The organism is Microbacterium testaceum, assembly GCF_029761935.1.
Classification (GTDB): Bacteria; Actinomycetota; Actinomycetes; order Actinomycetales; family Microbacteriaceae; genus Microbacterium; species Microbacterium testaceum_A.
Genome location: NZ_CP121699.1, coordinates 1,925,191 through 1,938,621, shown reverse-complemented (window position 1 = coordinate 1,938,621; position 13,431 = coordinate 1,925,191). Strand labels below are relative to the sequence as shown.

General features: G+C 71.2%; 12 protein-coding genes. 4 read left to right on the top strand and 8 right to left on the bottom strand.

Annotated elements, in window-relative coordinates; translation table 11 throughout:
• Positions 1–56: 56 nt before the first annotated feature.
• Both QBE02_RS09370 and QBE02_RS09365 read right to left on the bottom strand, forming a co-directional pair.
• Entirely contained in the window at positions 57–533 is a 477-nt protein-coding gene (locus QBE02_RS09370; RefSeq protein WP_279365482.1) for a ribose-5-phosphate isomerase, read from the bottom strand.
• Positions 530–2,293 (bottom strand): dihydroxyacetone kinase family protein, encoded by a 1,764-nt coding sequence (locus QBE02_RS09365; RefSeq protein ID WP_279365481.1) that lies wholly within the window; start codon positions 2,291–2,293, stop codon positions 530–532. Before QBE02_RS09365 ends, QBE02_RS09370 begins: the two co-directional genes overlap by 4 nt.
• A 114-nt stretch (positions 2,294–2,407) precedes the next feature.
• Here QBE02_RS09365 and QBE02_RS09360 point away from each other — a divergent pair, with 114 nt between their 5' ends.
• The 4 genes from QBE02_RS09360 to QBE02_RS09345 all read left to right on the top strand — a co-directional run bounded on the left by QBE02_RS09360 (position 2,408) and on the right by QBE02_RS09345 (position 6,753).
• On the top strand, positions 2,408–3,256 hold the full coding sequence (locus QBE02_RS09360; protein WP_279365480.1) for a sugar phosphate isomerase/epimerase family protein: 849 nt from the start codon (positions 2,408–2,410) through the stop codon (positions 3,254–3,256).
• 32 nt (positions 3,257–3,288) lie between these two features.
• Complete coding sequence (locus QBE02_RS09355) at positions 3,289–4,047, top strand: SDR family NAD(P)-dependent oxidoreductase (protein WP_279365479.1); 759 nt, start codon at positions 3,289–3,291, stop codon at positions 4,045–4,047.
• Positions 4,048–4,363: 316 nt separating this feature from the next.
• Entirely contained in the window at positions 4,364–5,740 is a 1,377-nt protein-coding gene (locus QBE02_RS09350; protein WP_279365478.1) for an amidohydrolase family protein, read from the top strand.
• A 218-nt stretch (positions 5,741–5,958) separates the two neighbouring features.
• Positions 5,959–6,753, top strand: coding sequence for an alpha/beta fold hydrolase (locus QBE02_RS09345; protein WP_279365477.1), 795 nt, complete (start codon positions 5,959–5,961; stop codon positions 6,751–6,753).
• 15 nt (positions 6,754–6,768) lie between these two features.
• Here QBE02_RS09345 and QBE02_RS09340 read toward each other — a convergent pair whose 3' ends face one another.
• The 6 genes from QBE02_RS09340 to QBE02_RS09315 form a co-directional block, all read right to left on the bottom strand.
• Entirely contained in the window at positions 6,769–8,088 is a 1,320-nt protein-coding gene (locus QBE02_RS09340) for an MFS transporter (protein WP_279365476.1), read from the bottom strand.
• Positions 8,089–8,119: 31 nt separating this feature from the next.
• Positions 8,120–8,899 carry a creatininase family protein gene (locus tag QBE02_RS09335; protein ID WP_279365475.1) on the bottom strand — a complete coding sequence of 260 codons (780 nt, stop codon included), beginning with the start codon at positions 8,897–8,899 and terminating at the stop codon, positions 8,120–8,122.
• A complete protein-coding gene (locus tag QBE02_RS09330) occupies positions 8,896–10,227 on the bottom strand; it encodes an FAD-binding oxidoreductase (RefSeq protein WP_279365474.1) in 1,332 nt (443 codons plus the stop codon). The genes QBE02_RS09335 and QBE02_RS09330 overlap by 4 nt, the downstream gene beginning before the upstream one ends.
• A gap of 235 nt (positions 10,228–10,462) precedes the next feature.
• Positions 10,463–11,638, bottom strand: coding sequence for an ABC transporter substrate-binding protein (locus QBE02_RS09325; protein WP_279365473.1), 1,176 nt, complete (start codon positions 11,636–11,638; stop codon positions 10,463–10,465).
• A gap of 128 nt (positions 11,639–11,766) precedes the next feature.
• Positions 11,767–12,657, bottom strand: coding sequence for an ABC transporter permease (locus QBE02_RS09320; RefSeq protein ID WP_074696152.1), 891 nt, complete (start codon positions 12,655–12,657; stop codon positions 11,767–11,769).
• On the bottom strand, positions 12,654–13,430 hold the full coding sequence (locus QBE02_RS09315; RefSeq protein WP_200914124.1) for an ABC transporter ATP-binding protein: 777 nt from the start codon (positions 13,428–13,430) through the stop codon (positions 12,654–12,656). Before QBE02_RS09315 ends, QBE02_RS09320 begins: the two co-directional genes overlap by 4 nt.
• Position 13,431: the final 1 nt, after the last annotated feature.

Genomic DNA, 13,431 nt, shown 5'->3' with positions numbered 1-13,431 from the left:
CGAGGGGCGTCACCAGGCGCCCGTCGCCCGCAGCCAGGACCGACGGGCGCGGCTCCTCACGCGGCTCCGGGTGCTTCGTACCCGCAGATCGCCGCGACCTTCTCGGCCGACGCCGACGACGGGTCGAAGCGGTACGTGAGCCACTCCCGCACGAGACGGCGCGCGAGTTCGAGTCCGATCACGCGCTGGCCCATGCACAGCACCTGCGCGTCGTTGGAGAGCACCGCGCGCTCGACCGAGAAGGAATCGTGTGCAGTCACGGCGCGGATACCGGGCACCTTGTTCGCCGCGATCGCGACCCCCAGGCCCGTTCCGCAGATGAGCAGCGCGCGGTCGGCGCGGCCGTCGGCGACCATGCGGGCCGCGTCCACCGCGATGTGCGGATACGCGGTGTGGCCGTCGGCGTCCACTCCCACGTCGACCACGTCGACGACGAGAGCGGATGCCGCGAGGTCGGCCTTCAGGGCCTCTTTGTAGTCGTAGCCGGCGTCGTCGCAGCCGATGACGAGGCGGAGGGGTTCGAGCGCGGTCATGAGCGTCCTTCCTGGATGAGCGGAAGCGCCGGGGTGGAGTCCCCGAGCGCGAGATCGGTGAGGGCGGCGATCGCCAGGGCGAGGGAGACGGCGCCGGCGTCGGGTGTGCCGACGCTGCGTTCGGCGAGCGGCCGGGCGCGGCCGAGGCGCGGGGTGAGGCCCGCCGTCTCCCGGGCCGCCGCGATGGCGGTGTCCCGCGCGGATCGGAGGGCAGTGGCATCCGCGGTCCCGCTCGACAGCACGCCGGACCAGGGCAGCAGCACGTCGACCATGGTCTTGTCGCCGAGGGTCGCGCCGCCGGTTCCGGTGATGGCGTCGCGTCCGGCGAGGAGGGCGGTGACGAGGCGCGCGGTATCGGCGGACGCGCTGTCGCCGAGAGACGCGCCGACGGCACGCAGGGCTCCCCCCCACAGGGCTCCCGACGTACCGCCGGCGACGTCCGACCAGGCGGTGCCGGCGCGCGAGAGCAGGGTTCCGGCCCCGGCTCCGCGCTCGGCGGCGGCTCGCGCGGCGTCGAGCGCCGCGCGGGTGCCGCGCTCCATGCCGATCCCGTGATCGCCGTCTCCGGCGACCGCGTCGATCCGGCCGAGCTCCGCGGCATGGGTGACCATCGTGGAGTGCAGCGTCTCGAGCGCGCGCAGCACCCCCGCGGCCAGGTTCTGGGACGCGGGGGTCCCGGGCTCGATCTCCGCGCCCGAGACGACGGCGCGCCGGCGCAGCTCGTCGCGTGCGGCGGCGTCCAGCTGCGCGGTGGGCCGGGCGCTGCCCTTGCGGTAGCCGGGCGTGAGGCTGGGCGAGGTCCACCGGCGCTCGAGTTCGTCGTCGAGCCAGACGAGCGTGAGCGAGATGCCCGCCATGTCCAGGCTCGTGCACAGTTCGCCGATGTCGGGGCTCACGACGGTGACGCCCGCGGCATCCAGGAGCTGCGAGACGCGGCGCCACACGACGAAGAGCTCTTCGTACTTGACCGTGCCGAGACCGTTCAGCAGCGCGGTGACGCGCTGGCCGCGGGCCTGATCGACGCCGTCGGGGAGCTCGTCGAGAAGCCGATCGACGAGCATCGCGGCGAGGTCGTCGGCCGAGGCGATGGGCACGTCCTTCACGCCCGGTTCACCGTGGATGCCGAGACCCAGCGACATCATCCCCTCGGGGACGCGGAAGAGCGGCGCATCGGCGCCGGGCAGCGTGCAGCCGTCGAAGGCGACGCCGAAGGTCCGGGTGCGATCGTTCGCGTGGCGCCCGGCGGCGACGACCTCGTCGAGGGGGAGTCCTTCGTCGGCGGCCGCGCCGAGCACCTTGAAGACGATGAGATCGCCGGCGATGCCGCGGCGTTTCTCGATCTGGTCGCGCGGGGCGCTGGCGACGTCGTCGGTGACGAGGACGATGCGCGCGTCAATGCCCTCGTCCGCGAGGCGGGTGGCGGCTTCGCCGAAGTGCAGGACGTCGCCGGCGTAGTTGCCGAAGGTGAAGATGACGCCCTGGCCGCGGTCCGCGGCGCGGCCGACCGACACCGCCTGCGACGCCGAGGGCGACGAGAAGATGTTGCCCACGACGGCGCCGTGCGCGAGGCCGGTCCCGACGAGGCCGCAGAACGCGGGGTAGTGGCCGGAGCCGCCGCCGGCCAGCACGGCGACGCTCTCGTAGGAGGTGCTGCGCACGACCCCGCCGGGGACGGGGGCGACCATGTCGGGGTAGGCGGCGGCGAATCCCTCGAGCATCTCGGCGGGGAAATCGGCCGGGTCATTGAACAGTCGGGTCATCGTCGACCTCCGGTGAGGAGCGGGTGGAACACGTTCAGTGTTTGAATGTTAACAATAGAACAGATAGTCTCGCCGTCAAGCCCGAACGGGCCGTCACACTCGAGGAGGAGAACCGTGGCCGCCACCGACCCCCGCATCACGTGCTCGACCATCACGCTGCGCCACCTGCCGCTCGCCGAGGCGCTCGCCGAGATCCGCGCCCGCGGCTTCGAGGGCATCGACCTCGGTGCCCTTCCGGGCGTCTGCGACCACGTGCCCTACGACCTCGACGACGCGGCCGTGACCGCCGTGGCCGCCACCGTCGTGGCATCCGGACTCCGCGTCCGCTCGGTGAACGCCGACGTGGGCGATCTCAACCGCCCCGACTCCGAGGGTTCGGCCGTCAGCCGTGCCGCGCACGTCGACCGCCTGCTCGACCTGTGCGTCGCGATCGGATCCGACGCCCTCGTGCTGCCCAACGGCGCGCAGGAGCACGCCCCCGTCGTCGACCTCGACGCCGACCTCGACCTCGTCGCCGCGCGGCTCGTCGAGATCTCCGCCGCCGCCCGTGCCCGCGGCATCGAGCTGTGGGTCGAGGCTCCGCACTTCTTCCGCCTCACGTACGACCTCGACCGCGCGGGGGCGCTGCTGTCGCGCCTGCCGGCCGAGATCGGCGTCGTGCTCGACACCAGCCACATCGTCGCCGGTGGGGGAGATCCTCGCGACTTCCTCTCCGCGCACGCCGCGCGCACCCGTCACGTGCACCTGAGGGATGCCGAGCCCGGGTACATCCACCACTCGATCGGCCGCGGGCGGGTGGACTTCGCCGACCTCGCCGCGGCGCTCGCCGAGGTCGGCTACACCGGCGACCTCGCTCTCGAGCTCGAGACCCGCGACACCGCCGACGCCGACCGGGCGGATGCCGCCCGCGCCGCCGCCGAGTATCTCAGCGCCCTGCTCGCCGCAGCGATCGTCCCCGTGTGACCAACGCCACCCGTTTCGAAGGAGAACACCCCATGTCCCAGCCCACCACCGCCGTCGTCACCGGCGCCGGCTCGCCCCGCGGTATCGGCCGCGCCACCGCTCGCGCGCTCGCCGCGACCGGCGCTCCCGTCGCCGTCATCGATCTGGATGCCGCCGCGGCCGAGGCCGTCGCTGCGGAACTCCGCGAGGAGTTCGCCGTCGAGGCGTTCGGCTACGGCGCCGACGTCACCGACGAGGCCGCGGTCGACGCCGTGGTCGCGCGCATCGAGAACGACCTCCCGCCCGTGGCATCCCTCGCCAACATCGCCGGGATCACCTCGCCCACCCGCTTCCTGCAGACGACGCTCGCCGAGTGGAACCGTGTCATGTCGATCAACGCCACGGGCACGTACATCGTGACCAAGCGGATCGCGGCGGGCATGGTCGAGCGCGGGTACGGCCGCATCGTGAACATGTCGTCGGTGTCGGCCATCCGCGGGGGCGGCGTCTTCGGCGGCGTCCCCTACTCGGCCGCCAAGGCCGCGATCCTCGGCTTCACCCGCGCCGTCGCGCGCGAGCTCGGACCGTCGGGCGTCACGGTGAACTCCGTCACCCCCGGCGTCGTCGCCACCGACATCCGCGCCGGTGCGACGAACGACGAGCTCGAGGCGAAGCTCGCCGCCGACGTGCCCCTCGGGCGCCAGGCGACGGCCGAGGACATCGCGAACCTCTTCGAGTTCCTCATGAGCGACCGGTCCGCCTACATCACCGGCGCGACCTACGACATCAACGGCGGCTCGCACATCTCCTGAGCCGCCCTGCCACGACGCCGCGCCCGCCCCTCGGGGCGGACGCGGCGTTCAGCGTGTGGGCGGTGCGCCGTCGTGCTCCGCCGGCACTCCGGTGCGCGCGGTCGGTCAGCCCGGGCCCACGCACTGCGCATAAGGGGGACGACGCTCTGCTCTGGCGCTGTGTTCGAGCACCCTCGTCCCACTTGTGGCGGGTTGAGGGGCGCTCCGTCGGCCATTTGTGGGACATACACCGGCGTAAAGGGGACGAGGGTCCCCGCAAACAACCCGCCCCACGCCCGGAACACCGCGGAAACACGCCATTGTTACCGTCATCAACATGTCGCTCCTGGTCACGAACGCACGTCTCATCACGGTCCCCGCGGGCACCGACGACCCCGGCTACATCGAGCGCGGCTACATGCTGGTCGAGGGCGGACGCATCACCGCGATCGGCGTCGGCGACCCCGCGCCGGGCACGACGGCCGACGAGATCCTCGACGTCGACGGCAAGTTCGTCGCCCCGGGCTTCGTCTCCTCCCACAGCCACCTCTTCACGAGCGGCTCGCGCGGACTCGGCGTCGACCAGACGCTCTACGGCTGGTGCACATCGATGTTCAGCGTGCTCAACAACGCCTCGCCCGACCAGATCTACTGGGCGACGCTGCACGGCTCGCTCGACTTCCTCGCGAACGGCGTGACGACGGCGTACAACTTCACCGACCCGCTCCTGCCCTGGGAGCCGATGGTTGACGGCAAACGCGCCGACGGCGGCGGCATCCTGCGCGATCACGCCTGGCACACCCGCCAGGCCGATGGATGCCATGACGCGGGGCTCCGCTTCGTCGACTCGATCGCCCTCGATGCCACCGTCGGCACCGACGAAGAGATCTTCGCGCGCTTCGAGGCCTCGCTCGATCACGTGCTCGCGATGGATCCCGACATCGCCCTCGGGGCCTCGATCATGGGCCAGGTGCAGTGGTCGACGCGTCCGGATGCCGCCGAGATCGAGGTCGCGGTCATGGACCGCTTCGGCGTCACCAACCAGGCGCACTTCCTCGAGACGTACGAGGCGATCGAGCACCAGCAGACCAAGTTCCAGCTGTACAAGAACGCCGGAGCGCTCCGCCCGGGCATGATGTTCGGCCACTTCATTCAGACGACGCCCGAGATCATCGCGGATGCCGCCGCCGGCGGCGCATCCATGTCGTGGCAGCCCGCGTCGAACGGGCGTCTGGCGTCGGGCATCGCCCACGTGCCCGAGATGCTCGAGCAGGGCATGAAGGTCGGCATGGGCCTCGATGACCAGGCCTGCACCGACGTGGCCGACCCGTGGCAGAACATGCGCATGGGCATGTTCATGCAGCGCGCCCGCACCCACGACCCGCTGTCGATGATGCCCGAGCGCGTCCTGCGCCTCCACACCCTCGGCGGGGCCGAGATCATGGGCGTCGACGACCGCGTCGGCAGCCTCGAGGTGGGCAAGTTCGCCGACTTCGTGGTCGTCGATCCGCGCACGCCCGACATCGGACCGCTGTGGAACCCCGTGCGCAGCTACGTGCTCGCGTGCGGCCTGCGCAATCTGCAGCAGGTCTACGTCGGTGGAATGCTCGTCAACGACCGGGGCGTCTCGACCAACCCGCTCGCGGTCGAGGCCTCGCGCGTGCTGCACGAGGAGCTCCCGGCGTTGGCCGAGGAGTTCGGCGTCATCCTCTGACCCCGCGTCTTTCCTGCTGAGCGTCCACTCCGCGTCCCGCGCGCCGGGGTGGCGTCTTCCGGACGCTCAACCTGCGCGGCCCCATCCCAATTGAGTGTCCAAAACACCCGGACGGGATGCCGCGATCATCCGGGTTTCTTGGACGCTCACGGACTCGAGAGCGCCCGCTATCCCGGCCCGCCCTCGCGCGCGACGGGACTCCGTGACAGCGTGGGGACATGCGCAGACGCATCGCGGAACTCGACGTCCACACCTCCGTCGACGAGGTCGCGGGGCGCGACGTACTGTTGTGGCACCACGGGTCGCCGCAGACCGGGGCGATCCTTGCTCCGGTCCAGAGTGCGGCCGATGCCCACGGTCTCGCCGTGGTCTCCGTCGCCCGCCCCGCCTACGCCGGGTCGCCGCGTCAGCCGGGCCGCACCGTCGCGGACGTCGCCGAGGGGCTCGTTGCGGTGCTCGACGCCCTTGGCGCGGCATCCGTCGTCTCGGTCGGCGCCTCTGGCGGCGGGCCTCACGCTCTCGCGTGCGCGGCGGAGATGCCGGAGCTGGTCCGCAGCGTCGTGACCTTCGCGAGCCCCGCGCCGTTCACCGGCGACGACGCCTGGTTCACCGGAATGCAGGCGCCGGGCGGGCTGCGGTCGGCCGTCGACGGAGAAGTGTCACGTCGCCGCTTCGCCGAGACCGACGAGTTCGATCCCGAGCAGTTCACGGATGCCGACTTCGCGACGCTCGAGGGCGAGTGGGCGTCTCTCGGAGCCGATGCCGGCGCGGCCGGAGTCGACGGACCCGAGGGGCTCATCGACGACGACCTCGCCTTCACCCGCCCCTGGGGTTTCGCGCTCGGCGAGGTGTCGGCATCCGTTCTGCTCGTCCAGGGCGAGCGCGATCGCGTCATCCCTCCCGCTCACGCTCGGATGCTCGAGGCCGGCCTCCCGCACGCGACGCTCGACCTGCACGCCGACGACGGCCACATCTCGGCGCTGCGCCACCTGGGTGCAGCGCTCTCCCGTTGACCGACGCGCGAGACGTCAGCGACGCCGCGTGATCCGCAGCAGCGCTTCGCCGACCGCGGCGATCGCCGCCGCGCACGCCAGCGAGACCGCGATGGTGACGAGAGCTGCCGCGGGGCCGGTGGAGTCCAAGGCGGCTCCGGCGATCACTCCGCCGATCGGCACGCCGAGTGACATCGCCGCGGTCGGGTAGGCGAGGGTCTCGGTTACGCGCCCCTCGGGGGCGCGGGCGGATGCCACCAGGATGCCCGACACCATCACCGGTGACAGCGCGAGCCCGAGGATGAGGATCACCCCGAACAGGAGGGGAGCGGACCCCTGCGCGAACGGCAGGGCGAGGGCGACCGCGCAGGCGAGCGCGGCGAAGAGGATGTACCGCGCGGCGGGGGAGAGCTTCCACGTCCGCGCTCCGGTGATGACCGAGCCGATCGCGATGGCCACGGCCAAGGCGCTGAACGCCGGGCCCGCGAGCCACGGCCGCTCGCTCAGCTCGGCCCAGCCGACGAGGCTCACGTCGAAGGCGCCGAACACTCCGCCGAAGGCGATGCAGGCCACCGCGATGGGGATCACCCCGGCGGGAGGCAGGACGAGGCCTCGGCGCGGCCCGCGCGGTGTCGGAGCGGGCTGCGTCGCGCGCTGCGATGCGAGCCACACGCCGCCGATCACTCCGAGCCCGAGCGAGCCGAGGACCGCCACCGCGGGGTCGAGGGCAGCGGCCACCGCGGTGATGGCGGGCGGCCCCGAGATGAACACCATCTGGTCGGCGATCGTTTCGAGGGCCAGAGCGGGGGTGCGCTGCGCCGGCGGTGCCAGCACCGTCCACCGCGCGCGGACGGCCGAGGTGAGGTCGGGGGTCGCCGCCCCCGTGACGAACGCGGCCACGAGCCACGTCCAGAACGGTGCACCCGTGAGCACGAGGGCGAGCAGTCCGGATGCCGCGAGCACGAGGCATCCGAGCGAGATCAGGATGACGCGGGCCTGGCCGTGCCGGTCCATGCGCGACGACCACAGGGGGGCCGCCACCGCCATGCCGACGACGAGGGGGGCGACGACGAGCCCGGCCGAGGCGAAGCTGCCGGTCGCGGCCGACACGAGCAGGATGATGCCGAGCGACAGGGTCGCCCGGGGGAAGCGCGCGAGGATCCCCGCGGCGACGAAGCTGCGGGCCCCGGGCAGGCGCAGCACCTGGCCGTAGGCGCGGACGCCCTGGCCCGTCTCGGCGGCGACGCTCACGCGGTGACCGCCGAGACCGCGGCATCCGGGATCGGAGCCGAGCCGGGTGCGGCACACCTCCTGCAGAACGGGCCGATCGAGCCGTACGGCTCGCGAAACCGCCACGTTTGCAGGAGTTGTGCCCGCCCCGAGCGGCTCACGCGGTGTAGTCGAATCGGCTGATCTCTTCGAGCGCCTCGACGACGAACGACACGCTGTCCTCGAACAGCTGCGCGCCGTGCGCGGCGTTCGCTCCGGTCGGATCGCCCAGCACCCCCGTAGGGCCGAAGTCGTTCGACAGCCAGCCGAAGGTCACGGGTTTGCCGTTGAAGCCGATGTGGCGGAAGTCGCCGATGTGCGCCGGAACGGTGGCCTCGAACTGCGTCGCGTCGACCAGCTCGGGGCGCAGGTGCATGATCATGCTCGTCTCGCCGTGGCCGGCGTGGATGCCGGTGCCGTGCTCATCGGGTCCGCCGTCGGTGCCGTCGAACGAGGGCACGCGCGCCGCGGGCATGAAGAACGTGCGCAGGCCGAAGCGGCGCCGCAGCTCGCGGTTGGCGACGTTCAGCAGGGCGACGTTTCCGCCGTGGCCGTTGAGGAACACGAGGGTGCGGGCCCGGGTGGTCAAGAGCGACCGGCCGATGTCGACGATCGTCTGCATCATCGTCTCGGGGGTGAGCCACAGGGTTCCCGGCGCCCACGAGTGCTCGTCGGACTTCGTGATCGACAGGGTCGGCAGCTGCCACACGTCGAGGCCCAGCGCGGCGGCGCGCGCGACCGCGACGGTGGCGGAGGCCTCGGCGACGATCGCGTCGGTCGCGAGGGGCAGGTGCGGGCCGTGGTGCTCGATCGCGCCGGTGGGCAGCACGACGATGGAGGTCTCGGTGAGGGCCTCGGCGGCCGCGGGGCCGCTCAGTTCTGCCAGCAGACGGGTCATGAGATGATCGCTCCCTTGCGCGCTCCGGTGTAGTCGGGGTTGAGCTTTCCGGGGTTCAACAGGCCGTTCGGGTCGGTGACGGCGGCGGTCTCGGCGGTCTGCTCGACGTTGAAGTCGACGTTCCACTGGTGCGGGTTGTGCACGCCGACACCGATCGCGTTGAGCTCGGCGATGCCGCGGTACACGTCCTCTTCGCTCACGTACGGCGCGGCGAGCATGCCGATCGGGAACGCCTTCGTCGACTCGATGTGGAGCTTGCCGCCCGCGAACACCGACTCGACGGCTTCGATGTCGTCGGCCAGCGGGGCGCCCGCGACCTCGAGGTGGAACACCTCGTACGCCTGGCTCTTCTGGTACCACTCGATCGGGTGGTTGTAGCTGAGCATCGACAGGCGGATGCTCGCCTGCGGGCCCTCCCGCACCGCTTCGACGCGGCCGCCCGCACCCTCGATGACCGCGGTGACCTCGTCGATGAGCGAGGCGTCGATGATCGCGCGCAGGCTCGAGCGCCCCTCGGGGATCGCCTCGTCGGAGGGGAGGGCCGCCGAGATCTCGACGCCGTCGCCCGAAACCAGGCGCGGGGTGGGGGTGAGGTTGCCGATCGTCTGCACGACGGAGAGGGTCCCGGCGAAGTCGGGGAAGCTCGCCCAGAGTCCCCGCCACTCGCGCAGCGGTTCGAGGCGCACGGTCGCGCGCACGATCACGCCCGCGGTGCCGTAGTTGTGCACGTACTTCTGGGCCTCGTCGCCCTCGACGTGGAGGATCTCGGCGCTGCCGTCGGCGTGGACGACGTCGAGGGCGGCGACGAAACCGCGGTCGTTCGAGCCGTGCTCGATCGATCCGGTGCCCCCGGACCCGCCCGAGAGGAAGCCGCCGATCGTCGACTGCGCGGTCGAGGGATACATCCACAGCGCCTGGCCGCTCGCCCACGCGGCCTGCTCGAGCATGACCATGGGGGTGCCGGCCTCGGCGGTGATGAAGCCGTCGCCGACCTCGACGATCGCCTTGGCCCGCGTGGTGTCGATGACGAGACCGCCCTGCATCGGGATGCCCTGTCCGTAGTTGCCGGTGCCCTTGCCGCGAACCGTGATCGGAACACCGTGACGGGATGCCGCGGCGACGGCCGTGGCGATCTGCTCGGCATCCGCGGCGAAGACGACGAGGTCGGCCAGGCCCAGCGGGAGCTTCGCGGCGATGATCGGCGACATCGGCGAGCCGTCGACGCTGGCGCGTTCGCGCACGCGCGGTTCGGTGCTGACGGCGGCGGGGCCGAGCAGGTCGAGCAGTTCGTCCTCGAGGGAGAGGACGCGGGTGGCGGTGTCGCTCATGGGGTGTGTCTCCTGGTGGAACGGGCGGGGGTGGGTGCCGCTGGGGGCGCCGAGCAGCGGTGCACAACGCAGGAGTGCTCCGACCGGCTGGCCCGGTTTCGCGCGTCAGTCGGCGCGGGGCAGCGGATCTCCTGCGTTGTGCACGCGACGGAGCGGTGACCGGGTTTCGGGGCGCGGGCGCGGCCGGACCGCCCCCCAGCGGCCCGGCCCGCACGAGGCGGACCGGGCCGGTCGGTCAGAACGAGATGCTCTTGTCGATGAACTCGTTCGTGTAGAGGTCGGCCGGGGTGTAGCCCGACGCGGGCGGGGTGCCCAGGTCGGTGTAGACCTTGCTCGCCTTGGTGAAGAAGTCCGAGAAGCGGCTGTCGTCGAAGTTGCCGTAGGTCGAGTCGGGGCCGTTGCCCACCAGGCCGAGGTCGACCTGCGTCTTGTCGGAGTAGTCCGCCACGCCCTGCGTGTAGGTCCAGCCGGTGGCGTACTCGTCGACGAGCTTGAGGATCAGGTCGTTCGCGGCCTTCGGGTCCTTGTAGTACGCGACGCCGGCCTTCTGCAGCACAGGTACCAGCTTCGACAGGCAGGGCGAGAGCTCGTCGAACTTGTCCGCCTTGACCGACACCGACGACTGGTAGGTCTGCCATCCGGAGTCGTGGATGAGGGCGAACTTCACCGGCTTGCCCCAGGCCGAGACCTCGTTCTGGTAGACGTACGGCTCGGCCGAGGCGAAGCCCTGCTGCATGTCCTTGCCGCCGGCGGCGACGAAGTTCGACGGGGTGCCGTCGTACGAACCGTCGAGCACGTCCGACGACGCGAGGCCGGAGCTCTTGAGGTACTCGATGTAGGCCGAGCCGTCGAAGTAGCGCCACACGCCCTTGTTCTTCTCGAGGGCGGGCTTGACGTCCTGGATGGTCTTGACGTCGGGGTAGGTCGCCGGGTCCCACATGACCATGGTCGGGCTGATGTCCAGCGGGGCGAAGACGGCCTTGGTGGGCGTCGTTCCCGAGAGCTGGATCGCCTCATCGGTGCTGACGTAGCCGAGGGTGATCTTGTCGTCCTGGTACATCTGCGCCGAGACCGTCTGGAAGCCGATCGCGGGGCCGCCCGCGCGGATCTCGAGATTCACGCCCGTGTACTCGCCGTCCGACATCAGCGGCCCGGTGACCGCCTTGGTGTTGGCGTCGATCGTGTAGTCGTCCTTGATCATCTCGTACAGGTGACCGTGTTCGGCCTCGGGGTTCCAGTCGGTCTGGACGACGACCGTCGAGGGGCAGTCGGCCGAGAGGTCGACGGAGCCGATCTTCAGGTCGGCCGAGGGAGCGGTCTCCGCGGCGCTGCCGGCGCAGGAGCTGAGCGTGAGGGCGATCGCGACGGCGCCGGTGACGGCGGTGCCGCGAAGGAGGGTGGAGCGCTGCATGCTGGTTCGCTTTCTGTGACGGGTGGAGCTCTCGGGTGCGGGGTGTTTCGGGTACGCCGGATGCCGCCACCCGCGCGGTGGCGCGAGCGGAGGGCGTGGCATCCGGAGGTCGGAGGGTCTGGGTCGGGTCAGAGGGTGCTGTCGTACCAGCGACCGACGGCCACCTTCGACAACCAGCCGAAGAAGGCGAAGATCGCAACTCCCAGCAGGCAGGCGGCCAGGATCGCCGCGAACAGTTCCGCGCTCTGCAGGCGCGACTGGTAGTTGGCGATGAGCGAGCCGATGCCCGGCTCGCCGCGGCGGAAGAAGTAGTCGCCGACGATCGCGCCGATGACCGACAGCCCCGCGGAGGTGCGCATGCCGACGAAGATCGAGGGGAGCGCGGCCGGGAGGGTGAGCTTGGTGAGCACGGTCCACTTGTCGGCCTTCTGCAGGCGGAAGAGTTCGCGCTGCGACTTGTCGACCGACTGCAGACCGAAGAGCGTGTTCGAGACCATCGGGAACAGGGCGATCAGGACGCAGACGATCACGCGGGCGAGGAACTCGTAGCCGAACCAGAAGCCCACCAGGGGCACGAGCGCGAGGATCGGGATGCACTGGAGCACCACCGCGTAGGCGTACGTGGAGCGCTCGACCCAGCGGGCGAGCGACATCGCGATGGCCCATCCGATGCCGATGATCATCGCGATCCCGAGGCCGGCGAGGGCGACCCCCGTGGTGCGGAACAGGGCGACCCAGATGTCGCTGCTCACCTGCGGGTCGAAGAAGCCCGAGGTGAACATCTCGTGCGGCATGGGCATGAGGAAGCCCTTGCCCGAGGCGCTCAGGGTGAGCGAGATCGCGTACCAGATGCCCAGCAGTACGACGAGGACGCCGAGGGGCGGGCCCAGGAGCGCGGCCCGGGCCCCGAACCCGCGTCGGGTCTTCGCCACGCGCGGGCGGGGCGGCTCGACGGGGGGAACGGATGCCGAGGACTCGGCCGTGTCGGAGACGACGGGCTCTGCGGAGGTGGTGCTCATGAGTGTCCTTCCCGGAGGGCGTGGGAGACCTCGCCGACGAGCTTCGCGAATTCGCCGGTGTAGCGGATCTCGGGATCGCGGGGCATGTCGAAGGGGACCTCGAAGGTGTCGACGAGGTGACCGGGGCGGCCCGACATCACGACGACCTTGGTGGAGAGGTAGACGGCCTCGGAGACCGAGTGGGTGATGAACAGCCCCCCGAACTTCTGCGCGACGAAGATCTTCAGCAGTTCGTCGTTCAGGCGTTCGCGGGTGATCTCGTCGAGCGCGCCGAACGGCTCGTCGAAGAGGAACAGCTCGGGGTCGAGCGTCAGGGAGCGGGCGAGCGAGGTGCGCATCTTCATGCCGCCCGACATCTGCTTGGGCAGGTGCTTCTCGAAGCCGTTGAGGCCGACGAGGTCGATCGCCCACTGCGCTTTCGGCGCGCGGACGCGCTTGGGCTGCCAGTTGAGCTCGGCGAGCAGCTCGACGTTGGAGCGCACATCGCGCCACGGCAGCAGGGTCGCGTCCTGGAAGACGTAGCCGATGCGGTCGGTGGCGACGGTGGCGGTGCCTTCGCTCGCCGTCTCGAGGCCGGAGGCGATGCGCAGCAGGGTCGACTTGCCGCAGCCGGAGGGGCCGACGACGCTGACGAACTCGCCGCGCTGGACGGTGAGGTCGACGCCGGAGAGGGCGGTGGTGCCGTTGGGGAACGTCATGGCGACGTTGCGGAAGTCCAGCAGCGGGGCGGTGGATGCCGCGACGTCTGCGGGAGCGGGAGAGGCCAAGGTCACG